Raw genomic sequence first — 24,308 nt, 5'->3', positions numbered from 1 at the left:
GATATGGCACCTCCCCTGTGGATCGATCCAAACTAAAGCACAGCTGAACCACGCCGGGCATGCGGCGATGCAGCAACACCCTACGCAATGCCGCTATCAGCCGCAGGTATCAAGAACAATCAAAGGGTTGCGAAACATCGCTGAGAGAACAGCGCACACGTCAATGACACGATCGCGACAACCGCGCGCGGAACGGTTTTGTCCGCGTCGTCGCGTGCGACTGTAGAGCCGAGCCCGTGCTCGGCTGATGTCGTTTGCCGCAAAGCGCAGCCGAGCGTTGGCTCGGCTCTACAGCAGAAGCGGGCTACCTTGCGCCGTCCAGCGCCTGCCGCAGCGCGGCCACGGTCGCGGTGGCGGTCTGGCTCCAGTCCGGGTCCAGGCCGCGCAAAGCCGGGTTCTGGAACTGCATCGCCGAGCGGCGCAGGCCCTTGGCCGAGGCGTGCAGTTCGGTGCAGCCGGTCCGTCGCGCAACGGCGGCGATGTTGGCCGGGCCCAGCCCGGCGCCGGCCATCACCGTGATACGTCCCGCCGCCTGGGTGACCAGACCCGCCAGCACATCGGCGCCGGCCTCTGCGCTGACCTGGCCGCCCGAGGTCAGCACGCGCTGGCAACCCAGTCCGATCACCTGCTCCAGCGCCGCCGGCAGATCGCGGGCCGCGTCGAAGGCACGATGGAAAGTCACCTGCAGCGGCCCGGCGGCCTGCACCAGTTCACGGCACAACGCCAGGTCGATACCGCCCTGCACATCCAGCGCACCGATCACCACGCCATCGCAGCCCAGCGCGCGGCACTGCGCGATGTCACGCAGCATCAGTTCGGTTTCCAATGCGTCGTAGTGGAAATCACCCGGGCGCGGGCGCACCAGCACGAACAGCGGAATCGACAGGCGTTCGCGGGCGATCGCGATGGTGGCAAACGACGGCGTGGTGCCACCCTCGGCCAGGTTCTCGAACAGTTCGATGCGGTCGGCACCGCCGGCCTGCGCGGCCAGCGCCGAGGCCAGCGAGTTGCTGGCGATCTCCAGGGTCAGCCGCGTGCTCACGCCTGAGTGCTCATGTAGATCGACGGCGAGTCGCGCAGGTCGTCCTGGCGCTGTCCATCGCACACGGCGTAGACGAAGCCGCGGTGCAACGCGTAGGCACCCACCTCGCCCTGCTTGTTCATAGCCAGGAAGCACACCTGCAATGTTCTGCTCGCTTCGGGGCGCTTGCGCACCACGCGGTCGATGGCTTCGCGGCAGGCCTGCGCGGGCGAGCGCCCTTGGCGCATCAGCTCGACCACCAGGAACGAGGCGGCGTTGCGGATCATCTCCTCACCCACGCCCGAAGCAGTGGCCGCGCCCACTTCGTTGTCGACATACAGGCCGGCGCCGATGATCGGGCTGTCGCCGACCCGGCCGTGCAGCTTCCAGGCCATGCCGCTGGTGGTGCAGGCACCTGCAAGATGGCCCTTGGCATCCAGCGCCAGCATGCCGATGGTGTCGTGGTTGTCGCTGTTGCCGGGAATACCACGGCGCTCGGCATTGATCTGCGGCTGGTACTTCTCGGTCTTCAGCCACTCGCGCCAGGCCGCTTCGGCCTGCGGCGTCAGCAGGTGCCTGCGTTCAAAGCCCTGCTGCACCGCGAACTGCTGCGCGCCCTCGCCCACCAGCAGCACGTGCGGGCTGTTTTCCATCACTTTGCGGGCCACCGACACCGGATGCAGGATGTCGACCAGCGCGGCCACCGCACCACAACGGCCATCGCCATCCATGATGCTGGCGTCCAGGCTCAGCACGCCGTCGCGATCCGGGTTGCCGCAATGGCCGACGGTGGGGTTGCACAACTCGCTCTCGGCCCAGCGTGCACCGGCTTCAACTGCATCCAGTGCGCTGCCACCCTGCGCCAGCACCTTCCACGCGGCCTGGTTGGCCGGCACGCCGAAGTCCCAGGTCGAAACCACCCTGGCCCCACCCTGCGTGCGCGCCTGCACGCCCGGCAAGGCCACCATGCCTGCGGCCAGTGCGCCGGCCTGCAGGAACTGCCTGCGATCCACCATCTTCCCCTCCCAGTCTGCAATACACGGCCGGCCCGATGCCGGCCACGCCGATCAGTCGTGCGTGGGCTGCCGTGCGGCGTACCAGACCGCTGCGCCGAGAACGCCCAGCTGGCCATGCTCCACGCGCCATACCGGCACCTGGCGCAGCACCTCGGTCAGCACGCCCTTGTTGAGGAAGCGCTCACGGAAGCGACCATCGGCCAGGAAATCCTGCACATGCGCGGAAATGCCCCCGGCCAGGTACACCGAACGCGCACCCACCGCGATCGCTGCGTCGCCTACCAGGCTGCCCAGCCAGGCACAGAACACCTGCAGCGTTTCCACCGCCAGCGCATCCTCACCGCTGCGCGCGGCACCGATCAGTGCCTCGGTACTGCTCCACACCGGAGTGACGCCGCGCAATTCGCACAGGCACGGATACAGGTTCATCAGGCCACTGCCGGACAGCACGCGCTCGTTGTCCACGTGCGGCCAGCGCTGCAGCAGCTTGTCCAGCACCTGCAGTTCCAGCGCGTTGCCGGCGCCGAGCGCGGCATGGCCGATCTCGCTGGCCAGCACCGGACGCTCGCCGTCGGCAAAGCGCAATGCTGCACCCAGGCCGGTACCGGCGCCCAGCACCAGCGCCGGGAACGCCTGCGCCGGGTCAGCATCGCCATTGAGCGGCACCAGGGTGTCAGGCTGCAGGTAGGGAATGGCCAACGCCACCGCTTCAAAATCATTGATCAGCTGCAGCTCATGCAGCCCGGACTGCACCCGCGTGGCCGACAGCGAGACCGTCCACGGCAGGTTGGAATTGATCAGCACATCGCCATCGAGCAGGCCGGCGATGGCGACCACGGCGGCCTGTACCGGCTGGCCGAGGCCTGCGGTGAAATCAGCAAGGATCGCGGCCAGGCTGGGATGCTCGGCGCAGGCGTAGGTGCGATGGCTGCCCAGCAGTGGTGCCTGGCCGGGTTGCGTTTCAGCCAGCGCCAAACGGGCGAAAGTGCCGCCGACATCGGCGACAACGAGACTGCGCGGAAGACCGCCGCGGGCGGAGTCGGTGGAAACCGGGGACGCTGCTGCGATGGTCACGCTGGCCTGCTTGGATCGATTGAATCGCCCCGATTCTCAGGCATCGGAGCGGCTTTGCCTAGCGCGCCGGCGGTTCAGGTTGGCCTACATGCCTTCCTGTTCGGCTACCTGCACGCCATCAACCAGCACGCGCAGGCGCTGCGGGCGGAAGCCGGCGAACAACAGCGGCCGGGTGCGCTCGACCAGCACCTCATGGCCGGCGATGTGGCGCAGCCACGACTGTACCAGCGAGAACGAGAAGTGGGTGCCCGGATGCAGCGGATGCTGCACCCAGACCTTCTCGGTGGCGCTCTGCAGCAGCATCGCGCCGGTGAACCAGTGGCGGCTGAGGGTCACCGGCGTGGTGCCGGCCATGAAGCGGATATCCATGCGGGGTCCTTTCGCTGGAGAGGCCTTGCGGCGTGTCAGGGCTGGGCAGTCTGCAGGCTGTAGCGGGTGGTGGCGGTGAACACCACGCCATCGGGCTGGGTGGAGCGTACCTCTACCTTGTGGCTGCCCACGGCCAGGTCGGTCGGCAACGCCCCACGCCACAGGTGCGGCGAAGCGGTGGCCTCCGGCGAGCGGTCGTAGCCACGCAGGCTGTCAGCCAGATCGTCGGCCACGTTCTCTACCATCAGGCGCGGGTCGGGCTGGCTGACCTGCTTCATCGGCTGCCATGCGCCGCCATCAACGCGGTACTCGACCACGCTGGCGTCCTCGCCCATGTAGACGTTGGCGTACACACCCCACGCCGGATAGGCCCCCTGGCGCAGCACCTTCGGCGCATGCAGGCCGATCTGCTCGCTGGCCGGCTTGCCGGCCACCCGGTACTGCAGTCTGTAGCTGCCATTGGCGGCGATGTCCAGCAACGCGTAGCCCTTTGGCGTGCCATCACTCATGGTGCTGTCCGGCACGCCGGCGGCATCCTTCACCCCCGACCAGAACGCGCCGCAGTTGGCACCGACGTTGTATTCGTGCAGCGGCTTGTCACCGTTCCAGCCGTCGGCCTTGCCGTGGTAGACGTGCTGCTGGGTGTGGCTGTGGCCACTGAGCACCAGCACGTTGCGGAAGTCCTTCAGCAGGTCGAACAGGCGCTGGCGGTCAGCATGACGGAAGGTCTCGCGCCCCGGCGCGGCGTCGAACAGCGGGATGTGCATGCCCAGCACCAGCAGGCGGTCCTTGTGCAGGCCCTTCAGGTAGCCGGCAAGGAAAGCGAACTGGTCTTCGCGCAGGCCACCGACATACTTCGGCCTTGCGTTGGGGTCATACACCACGTCATCGAGGAACACGAAACTGGCACCGCCCTCTTCCACCGCGTAGGTATCCGGGCCGTAGATATTGCGCCAGCTGTCCAGCGAATGCTCATCGCTGGCGGCATCGAAATCGAGATCGTGATTGCCCGGCACATGGAACCACGGCACGCCCAGCGACGTAGTGACCTTGTTGATTGCCGGATACAGGGTCAGGTCATCGTTGACGATGTCACCCAAGGTGGTGCCCATGCGCGCCTTGGTCTGGCCGACCAGCGGCGACACGATCGACTGCTGGTAGTAGCCGATGTCCTTCAGGCTCGCGGTCTGGGAGTCGGTGAAGACCAGCATCTGGAAGCCGCGACGGCTGTCATGGCGATCCGGCTGCAGCGCGAAATCCCAGTTGCGGGTGACATCGCTGGTGGCGGCGATGCCGCCGTACTTCAGCGCCGGCGAGCCGTTCGGGCGGAAGTGGCGCCAGAACGAAGGCAGGCCGTCTGCCGCCTTCGGGAACGAATACGCATCGGGCTTGATCACGAACACGGTCTGGCCGTCACGCACCGGCAGGCTGTAGCTGCCGTCGGCGGCGGTCTTGACGATGGCCTCGCCGTTGGAGACCTGCACCCCGGCCAGGCCCGGATCGGTCGCACCGCGGCCCGGCTTGCCGTCACGCTCCAGATAGACCTTGCCGGTGACCACGGTGTCCGCAGCCCAGGCCGGCGAGGTCAGCAACAGGCAGCACAGCCAGGCGGCAGGCAGTTTCATGGGAGGCATCCGGCAGAAAGAGACGCGGTATTGTAGAGCCGAGCCACGCCCGGCTGCATTTCCAGCGGGTAGTGCCGGCCGCTGGCCGGCAGCCCCTCGATGCCCGAAGATGATGAGGTTGCCGGCCAGCGGCCGGCACTACCACGCTTCAACGATGGCGTTTTTCCAGCACCGCCCGCGCATCGTCCAGCGACAGACCGCGCGCGCGCAGCAGTACCAGCAGGTGGTACAGCAGGTCCGAAGCCTCACCGAGCAGTGCCTCGTCATCCTGCGCCACCGCCGCCAGCGCGGTCTCCACCCCCTCCTCACCCACCTTCTGTGCGATGCGGCGGATGCCGCCCTCGAACAGGCGGGTCGTATAGCTGCCCGGCGGGCGCTGCGCCTCACGCATCGCGACCAACTGGTCCAGCCCGCCCAGGAAGTCCTTCGGCGCCTGGTCGAAACAGCTCTCCGCACCCGTGTGGCAGGTTGGCCCCGCCGGGCGGGCCATCACCAGCAGCGTGTCGGCATCGCAGTCGACGCTGATCGACTGCACCACCAGCACGTTGCCGGACTGCTCGCCCTTGGTCCACAACCGCTGCTTGCTGCGGCTGAAGAACGTCATGTGGCCGATGGCCAGCGTGGCCGCCAGCGATTCTGCGCTGACATAGCCCAGCATCAGCACCTGCAGGGTATCGGCATCCTGCACCACGGCCGCCAGCAGGCCGTCGCCCTTGCCCCAGTCCAGCGCCTGCAGCGCATCCAGCGATGGCCTGACTTCAATAGACATCCCGCACCTCGATCTGCTGTGCGCGCAGGTAGCGCTTCAATTCCGGAATGGCGATGGCGCCGCTGTGGAACACGCTCGCCGCCAGCGCACCATCGACGTCGGCCTGGTCAAAGGCTTCGGCGAAGTGCTCCATCGCACCGGCGCCACCGGAGGCGATCAGTGGCACCTGGCACAGTGCCCGCGCCTGCTGCAACTGTGCGAGATCGTAGCCGCGGCGCACGCCATCGCTGTCCATGCAGTTCAGCACGATCTCACCGGCGCCCCGACGTTGCGCCTCGACAATCCAGTCAAGGGTGCGCAGTGGCACCGCCTGGGTCTTGTCCGGGTCTCCGCTGAAGCGGCGCACCCGCCATTGGCCATCCGCTTCGCGCACCGAATCGACACCGACCACCACGCATTGCACGCCGAACTCGTCGGCCAGTTCAGTGATCAGTTCCGGGCGGCCCAGCGCGGGGGAGTTGATCGACACCTTGTCGGCACCGGCGAACAACACGCGACGCGCGGTTTCCACGCTGTCGATGCCACCGGCCACGCAGAACGGAATGTCGATCAGCCGCGCGATGCGCTCGATCCAGGCAACGTCGACCGAACGCGCCTCGGGGCTGGCGCCGATGTCATAGAACACCAGCTCGTCCGCCCCTTGGTCGCGATAGCGCTGCGCCAACTCAGCGATGTCGCCCATGTCGACGTGGTCGCGGAAGCGCACGCCCTTGACCACGCGGCCATCGCGCACGTCGAGGCAGGGAATGATGCGGCGGCTCAACATGCCAGCGCCTCCGCCAGGTCCATGCGCTGCTCCAGCAGTGCCTTGCCGAGAATCGCACCACCGCAGCCAGCGGCACGCGCCTCGGCCACATCGGCCACGTCACGGATGCCGCCGGACGCCTGCACCGCCACCCCCGGCAGCAAGGCCGACAGGTGCTGGTAGAGGCCGATATTGGGCCCGGCCAGCATGCCGTCGCGGGCGATGTCGGTGCACAAGAGATGGCGCATACCGGCGCGCGCGTAGCGCTGGGCCAGGTCATCCAGGGTCACCCCGGCGTTCTCGGTCCAGCCGTGCACCGGCAGCTGCCACTGCCCCTGTGCGTCCTGGCGCGCGTCCAGCGCAATCGTGATGCGCTCGGCGCCGAATTCCTCCAGCCAGCCGACCACTTCATCGGGACGACGCACCGCCAGCGAACCGACCACCACGCGGCCGGCACCAGCATCAAGGATGCGCGCCACATCGTCGCGGCCACGCACGCCACCACCGGTCTGCACCTGCAGCGGCGCGTGCGCGCGGATCGCCGCCAGCAGCGGCGCCAGCGTATAGCCACCAGCGCGTGCAGCATCCAGGTCGACCAGATGCATCCACTGCGCGCCCTGCGCGGCGAAGGCCTGCGCGCGCGGCAGCGGATCGTCGCCGTAGGAGGTTTCCTGCGCGTAGTCGCCCTGGCGCAGCCGCACCACGCGGCCATCGCGGATATCCAGCGCGGGGTAGACGATGAAACTCATGCAGCAGTGCCCTCGAGGAAATTGCGCAGCATCAGCGAGCCGGTTTCGCCGGAACGTTCGGGATGGAACTGCGCGCCGTAGTAACGCCCCTGCTCCACCACGGCGGTGAACAGCCCGCCGTGGTCGCAGGCAGCGACGGTGTGGGTATTCAAGGGTGCCGCATAGCTGTGTACGAAGTAGGCGCTGGCGCGTTCCGGCACACCCTGCAACAGCAGCGACTCACGTAGCGGCAGCAGGCGGTTCCAGCCCATGTGCGGCACGCGGATGCCACAGGCCGGCACCAGCTTGCGCACCACGCCCGGAATCAGTCCCAGTGTCTCTACGCCCGCTTCCTCGGAGCGTTCGAACAGCAACTGCATGCCAAGACAGATGCCCATCAGCGGCACCTCCAGCCGCTGCAACGGCTCCACCAGGCCCTGCGCGTGCAATCGCTGCATGCCGGGACTGGCGGCGCCGACGCCGGGCAGGATCACCCGCCGCGCCCCCACCAGGCCGTCCGCGTCGCGCACCAGCCGCACCGTCGCGCCGAGCCGCTCCAGTGCGTAGCGCACCGAGCCCAGGTTGGCACCACCGGCATCGATCAGCGCGACGTCGCTCACAATGCCCCCTTGGTGCTCGGCAGTGCCGTGCCCTGCCGGGCCAGCGCCGGGCGCAGTGCGCGCGCCAGTGCCTTGAAGCAGGCCTCCACCTTGTGGTGATCGTTGTCGCCGCGTACCTGCAGGTTGAGGTTCAGGCCACTGGCATCGCACAGCGAACGGAAGAAGTGCGGCACCAGCTCAGTCGGCATGTCGCCCACCCGCTCGCGCTTGAACTCGCCCTCGAACACGAAGTACGGGCGGCCGCTGAAGTCCAGCGCGGCGCTGGCCAGGGTCTCGTCCATCGGCAGGGTGAAGCCGTAGCGGCCGATGCCGCGCTTGTCGCCCAGCGCCTCGCGCAGGGCCTGGCCCAGGGCCAGCCCGGTGTCCTCGATGGTGTGGTGCTCATCGATGTGCAGGTCACCCTCGGCCTGGATATCGAGGGCGAAGCCGCCGTGCTTGCCGATCTGTTCGAGCATGTGGTCGAAGAACGGCAGGCCGGTGGCGATGCGCGCATCACCGGCGCGATCCAGGTCCAGCTCAACGCGGATCTTCGTTTCTTTGGTGTTGCGCTGGACCACGGCGGTGCGCGGCGCGTCGGCCAGCGCGTGCGCGATGCCCGGCCAGTCCCATTCGCCACCGAACTGTTCGGTACGCAACTGGAAGCCCCGGATGTTGAGGTTGTCGGCGAACTGCAGGTCGGTGATGCGGTCGCCAACCATGGCCGAGCGTGCCCAGTCGATGCTGCGGTCCTGCAGGTAGCCAGTCATCAGGCCGATGCCCGGCTTGCGGGTCGGCGCATTGTCCTGCGGCCAGCTGCAGTCGATCAGCACGTCACGGAAGGTGATGCCCTGGCTCTCGAAGATCTGCAGCATCAGGTCGTTGGGGCCATCGAAGCTGGCGCGTGGGTAGCTGTCGCTGCCCAGGCCGTCCTGGTTGGTGACGATCACGAACTGGTAGCCGGCATCACGCAGCTTTAGCAGGGCCGGGATCACCTGCGGCACGAAGCGCAGCTTTTCGTAGGCGTCGATCTGGAAATCGGCCGGCTCCTCGATGAGGGTGCCGTCGCGATCGATGAACAGGATCGGGGTCATGCTGCGGCCCTCCGCGCCGACAGGGCCGCAAGCACGCGGTCGTTTTCTTCGGGGCTGCCGATGCTGATGCGCAGGGCATCGCCCAGCTGCGGCGCGGCGCGCTGGTCACGCACCACCACGCCCGCAGCCAGCAGCGTATCGAACGCGGCCTGGGCATCGGCGAAGCGGACCAGCAGGTAGTTGCCGGATGAGCGGTAGACGCGACGCACGCCGGGCAGGCCCAGCAGCGCCACGCGCAGGCGTTCGCGCTCGGCAATCACCGTGGCTACGCGTTCGGCGGTCCTGGCCAGCGTGGCGGGTTGCAGCGCCTGTACCGCCAGTTCCGCGCACGGCGTCGGCACCGGGTACGGCGCCTGGCAGCGGCGCAGCACAGCAATCAGCTCCGGGGCGGCCATCAGGGTGCCGATACGGGCAGCAGCCAGCGCGTGCGCCTTGGACAAGGTGCGCAGTACCGCCAGGTTGGCGTGTGCGGCCAGAAGCGTGGTGGCCGATGCGCGCCCTGCGTACTCCACATAGGCCTCGTCCACCACCACCAGCGCCTGCCCGCGCAGCGCAACCGCCACACGCTCGACCTCTTCCAAGGCGATGTCACTGCCGGCCGGGTTCGACGGTGCGCACAGGAACACCAGCTTGGCACCCTGCGCCTTGGCCGCATCGATCACCGCATCCAGATCGGCGCGCAGGCCATCCTCGCTGTCCACCAGCGGCACTTCAATCAATGCGGCACCCTGCAGGCGCGCGCAGACGGCGTACATGCCGAACACCGGCGGCGTGACCAGCACGCCATCGCGACCCGGCACGCACAGCGCGCGTACCAGCAGATCAATGGCCTCGTCGCTGCCGCGGCCGACCAGCAGCTGCTGCGGCGTCACGCCGTACAGCGCCGCCAAGCCTTCGCGCAACGCCAACGGTTGCGGCTCCGGATAGCGCCGGCTGCTGCCAGCCGCATCGGCCGGATTGGCCCAGGCCGACTCGTTGGCGTTCAACCAGACCTCGCCCTGCACCGCCGCACTGCGTGCCGAGCTGTAGCCGGCGAACGCCTGCAGATCCGGGCGTACCAGCGCCAGCACATCCTCGATAGCCGCGCTCATGCCGCCACCTCCATGCGCAATGCCACCGCACGCTCGTGGGCATCCAGGCCTTCGGCGCTGGCGATGATGCGCGCGCAGCCGCCGATCGCGGCCAGGCCGGCGGCACTGGCGCTCTGCACGCTGATCAGGTTCTGGAAGCTGGCAACACTCACGCCGCTGTAGGCACGTGCGGCACCGGCGGTGGGCAGTACGTGGTTGGTGCCGCTGCAGTAGTCACCCAGTGCTTCGGGGGTGTAATCACCCAGGAACACCGAGCCGGCCGCCTGCACCTTGTCCAGCCACGCACGCGGATCACGCAGCGCCAGGATCAGGTGCTCCGGCGCATAGCGGTTGCTGATCGCGAAGGCCTCGTCCAACGAATCAACCTGGATCAGGCGCGACGCTGACAGCGCCTGGCGCGCAATCTGCTCGCGCGGCAGCAGGGCCACCTGGCGCTCGACCTCAGCCTCGACCGCCGCCAGCATCCCGGCATCGTCGGTCAGCAGCAGCACCTGCGAATCCGGGCCGTGTTCGGCCTGCGACAGCAGGTCGGCGGCCACGAACGCCGGATTGGCACCGGCATCGGCAATCACCAGCACCTCCGAAGGACCGGCCGGCATGTCGATGGCGGCGGCGCCCTCCTGTGCGACCTGCTGCTTCGCTTCGGTCACGAAGCTGTTGCCCGGCCCGAACAGCTTGTCGCAGGCGGGAATGCTGGCGGTGCCATAGGCCATCGCGGCGATCGCCTGCGCGCCGCCCAGCTTGAACACGCGCTGCACGCCGGTCAGCCGCGCCGCCACCAGTACGGCCGGGTCTGCGCTGCCATCGGCTCGCGGCGGCGTGCACAGCACCACCTGCGGGCAGCCGGCCAGCTGTGCCGGAACGCCCAGCATCAGCGCGGTAGACGGCAGCGGCGCGCTGCCGGCCGGCACGTACAGGCCCACCCGCCCGATCGGACGCAGCATGCGTTCGCAGACCACGCCTGGTGCGGTTTCAACTGCGTATCCCTTGCCCATGCCGGCGGCGTGGAAGCGGGCGATGCGCTCGGCCGCGTCCACCATGGCCTGGCGCAGTTCGGCGGGGACAGCGGCTTCGGCCGCCGCGAACTCGGCTTCGCTCACTTCAAAGGACGACAGTTCGACACCATCGAAGCGTGCGGTGATCGCACGCAGCGCGTCGTCGCCCTGCGCGCGCACCTGTGCAATCAGCGTCGCCACCGCGTCGCGGGTCTGCTGCGCCACGGTCTGCACCGGGCGGGTCAATGCCGCGCTGCGCGCGGCCTCATCAAGTCGGGACCAGATCAGACGGTTCATGCCAGCGACCGCTCCACGCTCAGTACCATCAGGCCCTGCGCACCCGCGCGCTCGAGTTCCTCCATGCGCTGCCAGCTCAGCGGGCCAGGGCACATGGTCTGCAGGCGCAGCGCACCGCCATCGGCCGGCAACCGCACCAGCGGCTCGGCATCGGCCAGCAACTGCGCCAGCGCGTCGACGCGATCCTCGCTGGCGCGGAACATCAGCAGCTTGCGGTCCTGGCGCTGCACCACGCCATCGAGTCGGCGCAGCAGCATCGCGCGCAGCGAAGCGCGTGCATCATCCGGCACTCGTACTGCACCGGCCAGCACCGCCTCGCTGTCGAGCAGGTTGTGTACCGGGGTCAACTGGTTGGCGCGCAGCGTGGCACCGCTCGAGACCAGATCACAGATCAGGTCGGCAGTGCCCAGGCGCGGGGCGATTTCCACCGAACCGGACAATTCGACCACCTGCGCGTCCACGCCCTGCTCCGCCAGCCACTGCGTGAGGATGGCCGGGTAGCTGGTGGCGATGCGGGTACCGGCCAGCTGCGCCGGACCCTGCCACTGCCATTCCTCCGGCACCGCCAGCATCAGCCGGCACTGGCCGAAGCCCAGCCCGCGCAGCGCCTGATAGGCGTCAGGCAGGCCGATCTGGCGGCGTGCCGCGGCCTGCTCGTCCAGTTCATTGCGGCCGACGATGCCGAGGTCGCAGACGCCGTCGGCGATCAGGCCGGGGATGTCGTCGTCGCGCACCAGCAGGAGGTCTACCGGCAGCGATTCACCGTAGCAGAACAACTTGTCACGGCTTTCGCGCCAGCTCAGGCCACAGGCGCTGAGCAGGTTGCGGGCGGGCTCGGCCAGCCGGCCACTCTTCTGGATGGCGATACGCAGCCGGTCTCGTGCCGGCGCTGCCTGGGTTGCACTCATGGGGGAGGTCTCGAAGTTCGGAACGGGGCGCGGATCAGCGCGAAGCAAGGCGGTCGATGGCGGCGGCATAGCCTCGATGGCCATGCTCGAGCGTGCGCGCCACCCGTCCGGTGGTGGTCACGCTCACGCCGGTGCGCTCGTGGATCTCGCGATACGGCACGCCCTGCTGCAGCAACGGCACCACTTTCCAGCGGTCGGCCATGGCTTCCAGTTCGGCCGGCGTGCACAGATCGCGCAGGAAGGCTTCCACCTGCTCCGGCTCGCGCAGGGCGGCAAACGCCAGGGCCAGGGCTTCCAGGTCGGCCTTCGGGTCTTTGGCGGCAATCTCGGGGCGGGCTTTCACGGGGCTGTTTCCATGCATCAATGTAATAGCGCGTTAGTACATTAGCGCATTCTTGCGCAGTGCGTCAAATCGTCAGTTGGGGTACGGCAGGGCTGCTGCCCTGCACCCGCAGAGGCAAGAGCCAGAGCAACAGCAAAGCTGGTTTCCGAGGGTTGGCGGGATGGATCCGCTTGAGGGGGGCGCTGCAAGTACCCCTCCGGGGCCCGGCCCAGCCGCTGGCGGCTGGGCGTTCGGGCGCTTGCGAAGCAGTGCTTCGCAAGCAAAGCGCCCTCACCCATGTAAGCTCGGTCGCCGCATTTATGCGGCTCACGCCCCCTCAACCGGACCCACCCCGCCTTCGACGGTTGGCCGCGAGCTGTCGGGACGGCCGGGGCCCGGAAACGAAAACGCCCACCGGTTGGTGGGCGTTTCCTTGAAGTGTTGCATGCTGCCAGTGGCCGTTACATCACCTTGGACTGCTCCAGCTCCACCTGCAAAGTGCTCGCCAGCTCATCGCGGGAGACTTCAAACTGCTGCTCGCGCACCAGGTCCTTCACCGCCACCACGCCGCGCGCCAGCTCGTCCTCACCGGCCAGCACCACGAAGCGGATGCCCGCCTTGGCGGCATACTGGAACTGCTTGCCGATCTTCTTCGGCTCCATCTGCACTTCGGTATTGATGCCACCGGCGCGCAGGCGGCGGGCGATGTCCAGCGACTGCGGCATGCCCTGCTCGTCCATCAGCGCCACCAGCGCCTGCACGCTGCTGGCCTCGATGCCATCGATCAGGCCGGCCTCGCGCAGCTGCCAGAACAGGCGCGACAGGCCGATGGAAATGCCCACGCCCGGCAACTTGGACTTGCTGTAGTGGCTGGCCAGGTCTTCGTAGCGGCCGCCCGAGCAGATCGAGCCGATCTGCGGGTGGTCGGTCAACGTTGTCTCGTAGACGGTGCCGGTGTAGTAGTCCAGGCCGCGCGCAATGGAGAAGTTCAGGCAGTACGCGCTCTCCGGCACACCCAGCGCCTGCACCAGCTGCAGCACTTCGCGCAGCTCGGCCACGCCGGTGCGCAGGATTTCCGAAGAGCCGCCGTCGGCTTCAAGCGTGGCCAGCTGCGCCAGCGCATCGGCATGGCCCTGCGAACGCACGGCCACAAAGGCCAGGATCTTCTCGACCTGCTCGCCCGGGATGTTGAAGCCCTCGCCCACCAGCGTCTCGCGCACGTAATCGGCGCCGCGCTTGTCCAGCTTGTCCACTTCACGCAGCACCGCCAGCTGGCGCTCGCCTTCGGCCACGCCCAGGCTCTCGAAGAAGCCGCGCATGAGCTTGCGGTTGTTCAGCTGGATGCTGAAGTCACCGATGCGCAGTTCCGAGAACACGGCGTGGATGACCGCCAGCACTTCGGCATCATAGCGAACGCTCAGGCTGTCCTTGCCGATCACGTCGATGTCGCACTGGTAGAACTCGCGGAAACGGCCGCGCTGGGCACGCTCGCCGCGGTAAACGCGCTGCATCTGGTAGCGACGGAACGGGAAGGTGAGTTCGTGTTCGTGCTCGGCCACGTAGCGTGCCAGCGGCACGGTCAGGTCGAAGCGCAGCGCCATCTCCGGCAGCGAACGGTCGCCCGATTCGGCCGCATTGGCCAGCGCACCGGTGGACTGCACGAAGTACACCTGGCGCTCGGTCTCGCCGCCGGACTTGGTCAGCAGCACGTCGGACAGCTCGAACACCGGCGTCTCCACCGGCAGGAACCCGAAGCGCTCGTAGTTGCGGCGGATCACGTCCAGCATGCGCTGGAACGCAATCTGCTCGCGCGGCAGCAGTTCAAGGGTGCCGGGCGGGGTACGGGGCTTGATCACGGGTGGAACTCCTGCTGGAACGGGACGTGGGAGGGGGCGACATTCTAGCGCCCCCGCCTCGGGCAGGGTCGAACGGCCGCTTGAAGTATCATAAGGCCCTCCCCCGCCCGCGATACGCCCCCGCAACATGTCACGGCCTTCCGGCGCTCCGCCCGCCACCAACGATCCCGCCTCGCCGTCCTGCACCACGCTGGACTGCCTGCACTGCTCGGTTCGCCACCTTGCGGTGTGCTCGGCGCTGTCGCCCGATGAAGTGCAGGCGCTGGAACAGGTCACCGTTTCGCAGCAGGTCAGCATGGGCAGCACGCTGGCCCGCACGGGTGAAGAACGCGACCATGTCTATACATTGACTGCCGGCGCACTGCGCCTGGTACGCACCCTGGCCGACGGCCGCCGCCAGATCAACGGCTTCGTGCTGCCCGGCGACTACCTGGGCCTGAGCGGCAGCGACCATCACCGCTACGACATCGAAGCCATCGCCGACAGCCGTGTCTGCCGCGTCGCGCTGCCACAGATGAAGGCGCTCCGCAGCCGCTTCCCGCACCTGGAGCGCAAGCTGCTGCAGCGTGCCTGCCAGGAACTGGATGCCGCGCAGGACGCTGCACTGGCGCTGGCACGCCTGCAGCCGGCCGAGAAGCTGGCTGATTTCCTGCTGCGCCTGGCCGCGCGTGAAGCCAGGCTGGGCGGCGACGGCCTGCGCGTGTCGCTGCCGATGGGCCGAGGCGACATCGCCGACCATCTGGGCCTGACCATGGAAACGGTCAGCCGCACCTTCACCAAGCTGCGCCAGCAAGGGCTGATTGCCCTGCCCCACCTGAACGTAGTGGAGATCCTCGACGAGGACGGGCTGCGCACGCTGGCCGGTGAAGGGTTGATCTGACCGCACTGCGGTTGCTGGGATTGCCGGCCAGCGGCCGGCAATCCCATCCATCTCCGATCAACGCAACAACACCTCGCGCAACGCCGCGTAATCGGCGGCCAACGGTTCGGCGTGCGCCGCCCGTTGCAACAACGCATCCAATGCCGGCGGCACGGCCACAGGTTCGCCGATCAACGGCTCGACCACGGCCTCGAACTTGGCCGGATGCGCGGTGGCCACCACCGCCCAGTCGCCCTTGGCACCACGGGCGCGCAGGTCCTGCAGCACCTTCACCGCCGTAGCCGTATGCGGGCAGAACAGCTCGCCCCTGCTGGCATGCGCGGCGGCAATGGTGGCCCGGATGGTCACGTCATCCACCGCAAACGCCCGGAAGGCAGCACGCAGTTCGGCATCGTCACCCTGGTAGAGCCAGCGCAGGCGCTCGAAGTTGCTGGGCGCCCCCACATCCATGGCATTGGCCACGGTCGCCACGCTGGCCTGCGGGTGGTACTCGCCACCGTTGAAGTACGCCGGCAATACGGCGTTGGCATTGGTGGCCAGCACGATCTGTCCGATCGGCACGCCCAGCGCGCGCGCCAGCACTGCGGCCATTGCGTTGCCCAGGTTGCCGGTCGGTACCACCAGGTTGAGCCGGCGACGATGCAACGCGTAGTGGCTCAGTGCCGTATGTGCGTAGTAACTCATCTGCGGCAGCAGGCGACCGAGGCTGATGCTGTTGGCCGAGCTCAGCGGCACCTGTGCCTGCAGTTCGCGGTCGGCCAGCGCCTGCTTGACCATGGCCTGGCAGTCGTCGAAGGCACCGGCCACGCACAGCGCCTGGATGTTGTCACCGAAGCAGCCGAGCTGGTGCGCCTGGCGCGGTGACACGCGGCCATCCGGATACAGCACCACCACGCGTACGCCTGGCTGGCGATGGAAGGCCGCGGCAACGGCGGCGCCGGTATCGCCAGAGGTGGCGACGACGATGGTCAGTTCGCGGTCCTTGCCGGCCTGCAGCCGCGACAGCGTACCGGCCAGGAAACGCGCACCAATGTCCTTGAACGCCGCCGTCGGTCCATGGAACAGTTCCAGCACGTGGTCACCGTCACCGAGCGCGCGCAGCGGCACCGGGAAGTCGAACGCCTCGCGGCAGATCGACGGTAATGCGGCCTCCAGCGCATCCCCGGCGAAGAACGGTGCCAGCAGGTCTGCAGCGGTATCGGCCAGGGTCGCACCGGCTTCCAGCTCACGTGGCGCCGGCAGTGCCTGGGGCACGTACAGGCCACCATCGGGTGCCAAGCCTGCAGCGATGGCCGCGCTGAGGCCAACGGCCGGGGACCGGCCGCGGGTCGAAACGAATTGCATGGGTTCAGTATCCAAAGAGGGAGAAGGATTCAGCACAGCCGGGCTCCCGGCGCATCCAGCGGCGACACCCAGGCATCGCTGTCGAAGCCGGCAGCAGCGAATGCGGCCTGCACCGGCGCCGCGGCAGCGTGGGCCTGGTCGGCATCTTCGAACCAGGCGAATACGCTGGGGCCGGCACCGGAGATGCCCGCGCCCATTGCACGGGCTGACAACGCCGCATCGCGAGCCATCTCGAAGCCGCCGATCAGACCCGCCCGTCGCGGCTCCACCAGCACATCGCGCAGGCCAGCGCGCACCAGCGCCGCGTCGCTGCGATGGCAGCCGCTGAGCACCAGCGCAAGATTCGCACTCTGCGCCACGAATTCACCCAGCGCATAGCTGCCTTGCAGCGCCTGGCGTGCCAGACGGGTTTCCAGCACCGCGTGCGGGTGCACCAGCAGGCTGTGCCAACTGGCTGGCACAGGGATCGTCAGCAGGCGGTCAGCCGTGCACAACGCCAGCCCGCCGAGCAGCAGCGGCCCCACGTTGTCACCATGGCGGCCCCCACTGGCCACGGCCTCGCCATCCAGTGCAAACGGGTACAGCGCCTCGCGCGAGAGCGGCGCATCCAGCAATGCATTGGCAGCAACCAGCGCAGCGACGGACGAGGCTGCCGAGCCCCCCATGCCGGAGCCGAATGGAATGCCCTTGTCGATCTCCACCGCGAAGCCGAAGTGCAGGCCCAGCCCTGCGCGCAGCGACATCAACGCCGCACCTGCCGTGTTTCCGGCCGCCTCCAGCGGCAGTTCGACCGCACTGCCGCGGATCGCCTCGATGCGCACCACCGGCTCATCGATACGCCGCACGCTCACCGTATCGCCAACGCCTGCAATGGCATGCCCCAGTATGTCGAAGCCCACCGCCACATTGGCCACCGAGGCGGGCGCAAATGCACGTGCGATCACAGGCGTGCTCCCTCGCCAGCGGCTACCCGCAGCAGGTCGGCGAACACGCCCGCCGCCGTCACTTCCGGTCCAGCGCCCGGTCCCTGCACCACCAGCGGGTTGTCGCAGTAGCGGCGGGTACGGAACTGCACCACGTTGTCGGTCAGCCGCAGGTTGGCGAAGGCATGGTCGGCCGGCAGTTCCTGCAGGCCCACCGAGGCGCCGTCGGTGCCCAGCCGTGCCACGTAGCGCAGCACCGCGCCACGCGCCCGTGCATCCTGCAGGCGCTGCAGCAGGCTGGCGTCGGACTCGCCCAGCCGTGCCATGAAGTCATCCACGCTGCCGTCGCGCAGCAGTGCCGGCACCAGGCTTTCCACCTGTACCTGTTCCAGGCTGAGCGCGTGGCCGGCCTCGCGTGCAAGGATCACCAGCTTGCGTGCCACGTCCACACCGGACAGATCATCGCGCGGATCCGGCTCGGTATAGCCCATCGACCGCGCCTGCGCGACCAGCTGCGAGAACGGCTGGCTGCCATCGAAGCGGTTGAACAGCCAGGCCAGCGTGCCGGAGAAGATGCCCTCGATGGCCAGCACCTCGTCACCCGTATCGACCAGATCGCGCAGCGTGGTGATCACCGGCAGGCCCGCGCCCACCGTGGCCTCGTAGCGGAAGCGCGCACCACTGGCCGCTGCGGCGGCGCGGATGCGCTGGTAGCGCGGCAGCGGCCCGGCACCCGCCTGTTTGTTCGGGGTGACCACATGGATGCCTGCCGCCAGCCAGCCCTCGTAGCGCTCGGCCACCTCGGCACTGCCACTGCAGTCGATCACCACCGCATGCGGCAGGTGCGCAGCCAGCAGGTGCTCGGTGAAACGATCAAGATCGCTGGATTCACCCGCGTCCCGCAGGGCCTCGCGCCAGTCCGCATGCAGGCCGTCCACTTCCAGGCGCATGCGCGAACGCGAGGCCAGCGCACGCAGGCGAAGATCCACATTGGCCTTGGCCAGCAGCTGCGGGCGCGCGGCCAGCAACTGGTCCAGCAGTGCGGCGCCAACGTTGCCGGGCCCGATCACACCGACCGCGAAGGTCTGCGGCGACAGCCAGAAGCCTGCATGCGCCGCGCGCAACGCACGGGTGGCATCGGCACTATCCACGGCGACCGAGATGTTGCGTTCGGACGAGCCCTGCGCGATCGCCAGGATGTTCACCTGCGCACGCCCCAGTGCCTCGAACAGGCGCGCCGCCACACCTGGCTGCCCGGCCATGCCGTCACCGACCGCAGCCAGTACGCTGACGCCCTCACTGACCTGCACGCGCTGCACCTGTCCCGCTGACAGCTCGTGCGCAAATGCGTGCAGCAGTGCCTCGCGGCCGCGCGCAGCTTCGGCGGCGCGCACCACGCAGCAGATCGAATGTTCCGAGGAACCCTGCGAGATCATCACCACAGAGACCTGCGCCTGGCGCAGGGCGGCAAACACACGCTCGGCGGTACCCGGCACGCCGATCAGGCCAGTGCCCTCCAGGTTCAGCAGCGCCAGCCCGGGACTCAGGGTCAGGCCCTTCACCGGCCCGCGCGGCGAGCGCTCGGCGCTGATCCGCGTACCCGGATGCGCCGGCTGGAACGTATTGCGGATGAAGATCGGCAGGCCGAGTCGGATCGCCGGCGACATCGTCTGCGGATGCACCACCTTGGCGCCGAAGTACGCCAGTTCGCAGGCCTCGTCGTAGCTCAGCGCTTCCAGCTGCACCGCCTCGGGCACCAGCCGTGGGTCCGCCGACAGCACGCCATCGACATCGGTCCAGATGTGCAGCTCGTCAGCGTTGAACAGCGCGGCAAAGATCGCACCGGAATAGTCGCTGCCGTTGCGACCGAGGGTGGTGATGCGGTCATCGCGATCGCGTGCGACGAATCCGGTGGCAACCAGGCGCGACTGCGGATGCTGCAGGCGCCACTTGGCCAGGCGGTCGGCACTGGCTTCCCAGTCGACATCCACGCCGAGTTCGCCATGCCCGACCACCAGCACATCGCGCGCGTCGAGTACCGCGCAGTCTTCGCCCAGCGCGCGCAGATGCGTGCCGAGCAGCTGTGCGGAAAACACTTCGCCCAAGCCCTGCACACGGTCCAGCACCTCGCGCGGCAGCTCGCCGATCACTTCCAGCGCGGCCAGCACTTCGGCCAGCTGATCGAAGCGGGCGTCGATCCATTCGACCGTCTCGCCCACCTGCTCGCCCAGCAGCGCCACGGCAGCGCCGCGATGGCGTGCGCGCAGGGCATGCCAGGCCTCACGCCAGCCTCCATCGCCCTTGGCCGCCAGCTGGGCCAGTTCGATCAGCGCGTCGGTGACGCCCTTCATCGCCGAGACGACAGTGACCTGCAGCGATTCGGGACGGGCCAGCAACAGGCCGCCCACATGGCGATAGCGTTCGGCATCGGCCACCGAGGTGCCGCCGAACTTGTGCACGACGGTGAACGCGGCAGCCAGGTCGGCCGGGGCAACGGAATGAGCGGGGGCGTGGGGAGACATGCAGACCTCGGTAGGAGGCCCCGTCGCATGCAGGTGTCGAGTTTCCCCGCCACCTGTAGGGTGCGGGGCCGTGGTTTTCGGGAGTTACACGAAGACGACGGGCCGCACCAGGGCAGTGGTGGCGGTGGTGGTGGTAATGGTGGTGATGGTCGCGACCGGCGCAGTCGAACGGCCCGCAATGGCGGGGGCGATCAGGCTGGCGTGGGCGGCATCAAGAACCATGGCGCACAGAAAACACCGTGCGCCTGCCGCTGTCAAGTGCTGCGATGCAAAAAACCGATGCAGCGATCATCGGCCAACGTGCCGACATTTGGTTGCAACTGAGACAAAGCCGGCATCAGCACGCTTGACAACTGCATTCAGCCGGCATGTTCGGCGATCGCCCGTGGTGTGCGATGCGCATGCGCGCACAGCATCACACCGGCCACCAGGAACACGATCGCCAGTGCTTCCAGCAGCGAGGGCCAGCGCTGCTGCCAGGCGAAGGCATAAAGCAACGCGAACAAGGTCTCGAACACGATCATCTGGCCGGTCAGGGTCAGTGGCAGCAGGCGGCTGGCGCGGTTCCAGAATGCGTTGCCGAGGATCGAGGCCACCACTGCCACGCCGGCGCTGATCGCCCAGAACCCGCTCCATTGCGCCGCCGTATGGCTGCCGGTGTGCCCGCTGAAGGCCATCGGCACCAGCAGCAGGGCCAGGCCGCCAGTGGTGACGCCGGTCAGCAGCGACCAGTCATGGCTGGACAGGTCTGGCCTGCGCGCCAGCCAGCGGCTGTTGCCGATCGAGTACAGCGCCCACGAGAACAGCGCACCGAACGCGCACAGCAGCCCGATCAGGCGCTGCCGCCACGGGGTGACCAGGTGCTCGGACATCAGCGCTTCCCAACCCACCAGGGCGACCCCCAGCACGCACAGCCCCAGTGCCGGCAGCAGCTGTTTCAGTGGTACAGCGCCCGGCTCGCGCACGCCAACGAGGGTGACCACTACCGGTATCAGGCCGACGATCAGCGATGCCGCAGCGCCACCGGCCCACTGCACGGCGGTCGCCAGCAGCAGGAAATACACCAGGTTGCCTGCCAGGCTCAGCCACAGCAGGCCGATCCATTCGGCACGGCCCAGCCGCAGTGCCAGCCGCTTCCATCGCGGCAGCAGCAGGGCGACTGCCATCAGGCCATAGACCAGGTAGCGGCCGGCGGACAGTTGCAACGCATTGAACGACTGAAGCACGGCAGGCGCGAGAAAGACCACGCCCCACAGCGCGCCAGCGGCCACGCCATTGGCGATGCCCACGGCCATCGGGTTGTTGCGCATTCGGATTGTCCGGGCGGATGGAACGGGCCGCGCAGTGTAAGCGCTGGCCGCTGGGCGCTCTTGACCGAGGCTGCTGCCTTGTCACCTCTGTAGAGCCGAGCCCATGCTCGGCTGCGATTCACCGTTGTGCAGACAAGGGCAGCCGAGCATCGGCTCGGCTCTACAACTCAGCCGGCACCCCTGCGCCACGCAGCGGGGGTCTGGCCACATTCGCGGCGCAGCGCACGGGTCAGTGCGCTCTGCTCGGAATAACCTGCAGCCAGTGCGATATCGCTGATCGGCGCGGCAGTGGTGCGCAGCTGATGCTTGGCCCAACGCAAGCGGCACGCACTGAGCCAGGCCTGCGGGCTCAGCCCGAACTCGCGCTGGAACAATGCGTGCAACCGGCCCTCGCTGACACCGACAAATCCGGCCATCCGGGCAACCGGCCAGGCCCGGCCGGGATCGGCCTGCACCGCCGCGCACAGGCCCTGCATGCGCGCCCCACTGCCCGCCGGTGCAAATACCTGCAGCAACTGCGGCAGCAACGCCGGCATCGGCTGCCCTGCCTGCACCTCGGCCAGGCGCAGACGCAATGCCAGCGGCAGATGCAGCCAGCGCTGGCGGCACAGATGCTCCTGCGTGCCGTCATCCAGCACGCCTGGAGGACAATCAACGATCACGAAACCATTGGGGCCGTCCGCCATCTGGTCATGTGCTTCGCCGGCGGCCACAAATGCCCCCTGCAGCAGGTCCAGCCGGCCGCCGCGCCCTTCCATCTCGAACTGCAGTTCGCCCTGCAGCGGAAGCACCCACTGCGCGTAGTCATGGCGGTCCAGGCCGGTGGCCTGCCCGTAGTGCCGCAGATGGAAGATGGCGCCCATCCGGGCAGTGTGCGCGTGTAACAACGGCCGTGCAAACCGCTGCTATAGTCGATCCGTCATCCAACGCAGGGAGTGCAGGTCATGACCCATCAGCAGCTGTCCCTGGTGCTTGCCACCAGCCTCGGCCTGGCGCTCACCGCCTCGGCCTCCGCGCAGGAACGTACGCCACCGGCCCCGCACTGCATGGACGCGGTCGGCGTCCAGGAAGTGGAGCAGGCTTCATCGCGTTCAATCGCCCTGCGAGCCGCCTCGGGCCAGGCCTATCGGATCGACTTCAGCGAAGAGTGTCCCGGCGTCCGCGGTGCCACCACGCTGAAACTTGAAGCACCCGCCGGCTGGGCCTGCGGTCGCCCCAGCGAGCGTGTGGTGGTCGATGGCCGCAGCTGCGCGATCAGCGCGGTGACCCCCGTGCAGGATCGCGACTACGCCAGCGTTGCCCGCGACAGCGATCGCCTGCGCATGGCCACCCTGCCCGCCCTGACCATCCGCGAGCGCAGGGACATCCGCCGCAGTTTCGGTGGTTCGCCGTCGTACTGCTTTGCCACGCGCAACGTGCGCGCGTGGTCGTCCGACCCGCAGGGCATGCTGGTGGAGACCAATCCGCATCGCAATGGGGGTCACCGCTACTATCGCGTGGAGCTTGGCAGCCACTGCCGCCAGCTCGACCGTGCGCCACAGCTGAGCTTCCACTCCGGCATGCAGAACGGCCTGATCTGTGGCAATCCGGGCGATCGCATCCTCACCGCCGGATTCGAGAATGGTGACCTGCGCAACGACGCGCTGGCGCCGCTGCCGCAGTACACCCGCGGCGGCTGCACGATCCAGGCGGTCTATCCGGCTTCCAGCCAGGCGTCGAACTAACCGTCGACGCCGAGGAACGCAAACGGTGCGCTGGGCACGAAGTGGCCCAGCGCGTCGCCGGAAAAGGTATTGCGCTGGTCCGGACCGAGATCGAGCTTGAGCACCTTGCCGCCGAAATCGACCTTGTTCAGGTCGACCCAGAAGGTGTTCGGTGTCAGTGCCGATTCGAAGAAGTACAACCGCCGCTTGTGGTCGGCCACGGTGCGCCAGCGCGTGGATGAAATATTCGGTTCGCCCGGGGTGGTGATGCCATACGGTACCGAGGCGTTGCGGATCACGCTGAACACACTGGCCAGCGCCACCACCGGGTCTTCCGCCTTGGGAATGGCGTTGATGTAGAACGAGGCGCGCGCGAAACGGTCGGCTGAGCGGTTGGTGCCCGGCAGCATCACCGTGCCGCCGATCTGCTGCCAGTAGCTGTTGAGTGCCAGCTGCTGCTCGAAGATCGGTGAGTTGGTCATCACCTGGTAGCGCCGGTCATGGTGGATCACCTGGCGACCGCCGATGTATTCGACGATGGCGCTGTCGCCACTGGCATCTGACAGCGACAGGTGCAGCGTGGCCTGGCGGTCTTCGCCCGGCACCTTGTCGGTGACGATCGAGTACGGCTCGCGCTGCAGCGCCGCGACCGCCTCGTCTACGGTGGCGAAGTTGTCCAGCACATACTGCGCCCATAGTGAGATGGCCAGGCCCGGCTTGTTGCCGCGCTGCTTCGGATACTCCGATTCGACCAGCCACAGCAGGTTGGCCACCAGGCCTTTCTCGTTCATGCCATCGGTGGTCGATACGTCATAACCGGTGGCCACCACCGAGCCGTAGCGCGCCGTCCAGGCCAGCGACTTCGGCCCGGCCTGGCCGGTGCGCGCGATGCCGCGCGGCAGCACGTAGAGGTTGGTCGCCACATCAACCTTCCAGTCCATCGAGCGAGCGGTGATCACATCACCGTTGTCGCCCAGGTAGACCGCGCGCGTGCAGGCCAGCGCCGGTGCCACTGCGGCAGCCAGCGCGGCAGCCAGCGCGACCGCCAGCAGTGCCCTTTCCTTCCACTTCATCCGTGCCATGTCGTTGCGCTCCTTTCCCCGTGATCCGTGGATATGAC

At 68.0% G+C, this 24,308-nt stretch carries 24 protein-coding genes; 2 read left to right on the top strand and 22 right to left on the bottom strand.

What is annotated here, in order from left to right; translation table 11 throughout:
* Positions 1-304: 304 nt before the first annotated feature.
* From AC5P8U_RS07525 to hisS, 15 genes are all read right to left on the bottom strand, one after another.
* Entirely contained in the window at positions 305-1,042 is a 738-nt protein-coding gene (locus tag AC5P8U_RS07525; RefSeq protein ID WP_088497322.1) for a copper homeostasis protein CutC, read from the bottom strand.
* Positions 1,039-2,037 (bottom strand): glycosylasparaginase, encoded by a 999-nt coding sequence (locus AC5P8U_RS07520; RefSeq protein ID WP_072169076.1) that lies wholly within the window; start codon positions 2,035-2,037, stop codon positions 1,039-1,041. Before AC5P8U_RS07520 ends, AC5P8U_RS07525 begins: the two co-directional genes overlap by 4 nt.
* A gap of 51 nt (positions 2,038-2,088) precedes the next feature.
* The gene (locus tag AC5P8U_RS07515) at positions 2,089-3,111 is read right to left on the bottom strand and encodes a glucokinase (protein ID WP_088497321.1); all 1,023 of its coding nucleotides are present in this window, start codon (positions 3,109-3,111) and stop codon (positions 2,089-2,091) included.
* Between the two features lie 84 nt (positions 3,112-3,195).
* Positions 3,196-3,480 carry a hypothetical protein gene (locus AC5P8U_RS07510; protein WP_005409434.1) on the bottom strand — a complete coding sequence of 95 codons (285 nt, stop codon included), beginning with the start codon at positions 3,478-3,480 and terminating at the stop codon, positions 3,196-3,198.
* A 35-nt stretch (positions 3,481-3,515) separates the two neighbouring features.
* On the bottom strand, positions 3,516-5,105 hold the full coding sequence (locus AC5P8U_RS07505; RefSeq protein WP_447897275.1) for a calcineurin-like phosphoesterase C-terminal domain-containing protein: 1,590 nt from the start codon (positions 5,103-5,105) through the stop codon (positions 3,516-3,518).
* Positions 5,106-5,253: 148 nt separating this feature from the next.
* Positions 5,254-5,874 carry a bifunctional phosphoribosyl-AMP cyclohydrolase/phosphoribosyl-ATP diphosphatase HisIE gene (gene hisIE, locus AC5P8U_RS07500; RefSeq protein WP_334271750.1) on the bottom strand — a complete coding sequence of 207 codons (621 nt, stop codon included), beginning with the start codon at positions 5,872-5,874 and terminating at the stop codon, positions 5,254-5,256.
* The gene (gene hisF / locus AC5P8U_RS07495) at positions 5,864-6,640 is read right to left on the bottom strand and encodes an imidazole glycerol phosphate synthase subunit HisF (RefSeq protein ID WP_151355491.1); all 777 of its coding nucleotides are present in this window, start codon (positions 6,638-6,640) and stop codon (positions 5,864-5,866) included. Before hisF ends, hisIE begins: the two co-directional genes overlap by 11 nt.
* Entirely contained in the window at positions 6,634-7,368 is a 735-nt protein-coding gene (gene hisA / locus AC5P8U_RS07490) for a 1-(5-phosphoribosyl)-5-[(5-phosphoribosylamino)methylideneamino]imidazole-4-carboxamide isomerase (protein ID WP_447897273.1), read from the bottom strand. The genes hisF and hisA overlap by 7 nt, the downstream gene beginning before the upstream one ends.
* Positions 7,365-7,967, bottom strand: a complete 603-nt coding sequence (gene hisH, locus AC5P8U_RS07485) for an imidazole glycerol phosphate synthase subunit HisH (protein ID WP_072169069.1) — start codon at positions 7,965-7,967, stop codon at positions 7,365-7,367. Before hisH ends, hisA begins: the two co-directional genes overlap by 4 nt.
* A complete protein-coding gene (gene hisB / locus AC5P8U_RS07480) occupies positions 7,964-9,037 on the bottom strand; it encodes a bifunctional histidinol-phosphatase/imidazoleglycerol-phosphate dehydratase HisB (protein WP_088497318.1) in 1,074 nt (357 codons plus the stop codon). Before hisB ends, hisH begins: the two co-directional genes overlap by 4 nt.
* On the bottom strand, positions 9,034-10,128 hold the full coding sequence (gene hisC / locus AC5P8U_RS07475) for a histidinol-phosphate transaminase (protein ID WP_088497317.1): 1,095 nt from the start codon (positions 10,126-10,128) through the stop codon (positions 9,034-9,036). The genes hisB and hisC overlap by 4 nt, the downstream gene beginning before the upstream one ends.
* Positions 10,125-11,420, bottom strand: coding sequence for a histidinol dehydrogenase (hisD, locus tag AC5P8U_RS07470; RefSeq protein WP_353080032.1), 1,296 nt, complete (start codon positions 11,418-11,420; stop codon positions 10,125-10,127). Before hisD ends, hisC begins: the two co-directional genes overlap by 4 nt.
* Complete coding sequence (hisG, locus tag AC5P8U_RS07465; RefSeq protein WP_049438529.1) at positions 11,417-12,328, bottom strand: ATP phosphoribosyltransferase; 912 nt, start codon at positions 12,326-12,328, stop codon at positions 11,417-11,419. Before hisG ends, hisD begins: the two co-directional genes overlap by 4 nt.
* 34 nt (positions 12,329-12,362) lie before the next feature.
* Positions 12,363-12,671: a YerC/YecD family TrpR-related protein gene (locus AC5P8U_RS07460; protein ID WP_088497315.1), complete on the bottom strand. Its 309-nt coding sequence runs from the start codon at positions 12,669-12,671 to the stop codon at positions 12,363-12,365.
* 440 nt (positions 12,672-13,111) lie between these two features.
* A complete protein-coding gene (gene hisS, locus AC5P8U_RS07455) occupies positions 13,112-14,506 on the bottom strand; it encodes a histidine--tRNA ligase (protein ID WP_072169064.1) in 1,395 nt (464 codons plus the stop codon).
* Between the two features lie 127 nt (positions 14,507-14,633).
* Here hisS and AC5P8U_RS07450 point away from each other — a divergent pair, with 127 nt between their 5' ends.
* A complete protein-coding gene (locus tag AC5P8U_RS07450; protein WP_005416324.1) occupies positions 14,634-15,386 on the top strand; it encodes a Crp/Fnr family transcriptional regulator in 753 nt (250 codons plus the stop codon).
* A gap of 57 nt (positions 15,387-15,443) precedes the next feature.
* Here AC5P8U_RS07450 and thrC read toward each other — a convergent pair whose 3' ends face one another.
* From thrC to AC5P8U_RS07420, 6 genes are all read right to left on the bottom strand, one after another.
* The gene (thrC, locus tag AC5P8U_RS07445) at positions 15,444-16,730 is read right to left on the bottom strand and encodes a threonine synthase (RefSeq protein ID WP_072169063.1); all 1,287 of its coding nucleotides are present in this window, start codon (positions 16,728-16,730) and stop codon (positions 15,444-15,446) included.
* A gap of 29 nt (positions 16,731-16,759) precedes the next feature.
* Positions 16,760-17,674, bottom strand: coding sequence for a homoserine kinase (locus AC5P8U_RS07440; RefSeq protein ID WP_072169062.1), 915 nt, complete (start codon positions 17,672-17,674; stop codon positions 16,760-16,762).
* Positions 17,671-20,175 (bottom strand): bifunctional aspartate kinase/homoserine dehydrogenase I, encoded by a 2,505-nt coding sequence (thrA, locus tag AC5P8U_RS07435; protein WP_072169061.1) that lies wholly within the window; start codon positions 20,173-20,175, stop codon positions 17,671-17,673. Before thrA ends, AC5P8U_RS07440 begins: the two co-directional genes overlap by 4 nt.
* An 84-nt stretch (positions 20,176-20,259) precedes the next feature.
* The gene (locus AC5P8U_RS07430) at positions 20,260-20,397 is read right to left on the bottom strand and encodes a hypothetical protein (RefSeq protein ID WP_172412145.1); all 138 of its coding nucleotides are present in this window, start codon (positions 20,395-20,397) and stop codon (positions 20,260-20,262) included.
* Positions 20,398-20,534: 137 nt separating this feature from the next.
* On the bottom strand, positions 20,535-21,485 hold the full coding sequence (locus AC5P8U_RS07425) for a DMT family transporter (protein ID WP_180890605.1): 951 nt from the start codon (positions 21,483-21,485) through the stop codon (positions 20,535-20,537).
* Between the two features lie 167 nt (positions 21,486-21,652).
* Positions 21,653-22,348: a helix-turn-helix transcriptional regulator gene (locus AC5P8U_RS07420; RefSeq protein WP_072169059.1), complete on the bottom strand. Its 696-nt coding sequence runs from the start codon at positions 22,346-22,348 to the stop codon at positions 21,653-21,655.
* Positions 22,349-22,429: 81 nt separating this feature from the next.
* Between AC5P8U_RS07420 and AC5P8U_RS07415 the strand changes: the two genes are divergently transcribed.
* The gene (locus AC5P8U_RS07415) at positions 22,430-23,209 is read left to right on the top strand and encodes a DUF6491 family protein (protein WP_005416318.1); all 780 of its coding nucleotides are present in this window, start codon (positions 22,430-22,432) and stop codon (positions 23,207-23,209) included.
* Here the strand turns inward: AC5P8U_RS07415 and AC5P8U_RS07410 are convergent.
* The gene (locus tag AC5P8U_RS07410; RefSeq protein ID WP_252744532.1) at positions 23,206-24,270 is read right to left on the bottom strand and encodes a linear amide C-N hydrolase; all 1,065 of its coding nucleotides are present in this window, start codon (positions 24,268-24,270) and stop codon (positions 23,206-23,208) included. The two genes, AC5P8U_RS07415 and AC5P8U_RS07410, sit on opposite strands and share 4 nt — an antisense overlap.
* Positions 24,271-24,308: the final 38 nt, after the last annotated feature.

Source organism: Stenotrophomonas sp. YJH_SMC_81 (assembly GCF_059370875.1).
The sequence above is the reverse complement of the archived record's forward strand: the minus strand, read 5'-3'. Positions and strand labels throughout refer to the sequence as shown.

Bases quoted from the DNA above. Each gene is read 5' to 3' on its own strand.
- AC5P8U_RS07450 (WP_005416324.1), top strand. From the start codon at position 14,634: ATGTCACGGCCTTCCGGCGCTCCGCCCGCCACCAACGATCCCGCCTCG.
- hisF (WP_151355491.1), bottom strand. From the start codon at position 6,640: ATGTTGAGCCGCCGCATCATTCCCTGCCTCGACGTGCGCGATGGCCGC.
- thrC (WP_072169063.1), bottom strand. From the start codon at position 16,730: ATGCAATTCGTTTCGACCCGCGGCCGGTCCCCGGCCGTTGGCCTCAGC.
- hisG (WP_049438529.1), bottom strand. From the start codon at position 12,328: ATGAGTGCAACCCAGGCAGCGCCGGCACGAGACCGGCTGCGTATCGCC.
- AC5P8U_RS07415 (WP_005416318.1), top strand. From the start codon at position 22,430: ATGACCCATCAGCAGCTGTCCCTGGTGCTTGCCACCAGCCTCGGCCTG.
- AC5P8U_RS07505 (WP_447897275.1), bottom strand. From the start codon at position 5,105: ATGAAACTGCCTGCCGCCTGGCTGTGCTGCCTGTTGCTGACCTCGCCG.
- AC5P8U_RS07430 (WP_172412145.1), bottom strand. From the start codon at position 20,397: ATGGTTCTTGATGCCGCCCACGCCAGCCTGATCGCCCCCGCCATTGCG.
- AC5P8U_RS07520 (WP_072169076.1), bottom strand. From the start codon at position 2,037: ATGGTGGATCGCAGGCAGTTCCTGCAGGCCGGCGCACTGGCCGCAGGC.
- AC5P8U_RS07425 (WP_180890605.1), bottom strand. From the start codon at position 21,485: ATGCGCAACAACCCGATGGCCGTGGGCATCGCCAATGGCGTGGCCGCT.
- AC5P8U_RS07420 (WP_072169059.1), bottom strand. From the start codon at position 22,348: ATGGGCGCCATCTTCCATCTGCGGCACTACGGGCAGGCCACCGGCCTG.
- hisA (WP_447897273.1), bottom strand. From the start codon at position 7,368: ATGAGTTTCATCGTCTACCCCGCGCTGGATATCCGCGATGGCCGCGTG.
- hisIE (WP_334271750.1), bottom strand. From the start codon at position 5,874: ATGTCTATTGAAGTCAGGCCATCGCTGGATGCGCTGCAGGCGCTGGAC.
- hisB (WP_088497318.1), bottom strand. From the start codon at position 9,037: ATGACCCCGATCCTGTTCATCGATCGCGACGGCACCCTCATCGAGGAG.
- hisD (WP_353080032.1), bottom strand. From the start codon at position 11,420: ATGAACCGTCTGATCTGGTCCCGACTTGATGAGGCCGCGCGCAGCGCG.
- hisC (WP_088497317.1), bottom strand. From the start codon at position 10,128: ATGAGCGCGGCTATCGAGGATGTGCTGGCGCTGGTACGCCCGGATCTG.
- AC5P8U_RS07410 (WP_252744532.1), bottom strand. From the start codon at position 24,270: ATGGCACGGATGAAGTGGAAGGAAAGGGCACTGCTGGCGGTCGCGCTG.
- thrA (WP_072169061.1), bottom strand. From the start codon at position 20,175: ATGTCTCCCCACGCCCCCGCTCATTCCGTTGCCCCGGCCGACCTGGCT.
- AC5P8U_RS07510 (WP_005409434.1), bottom strand. From the start codon at position 3,480: ATGGATATCCGCTTCATGGCCGGCACCACGCCGGTGACCCTCAGCCGC.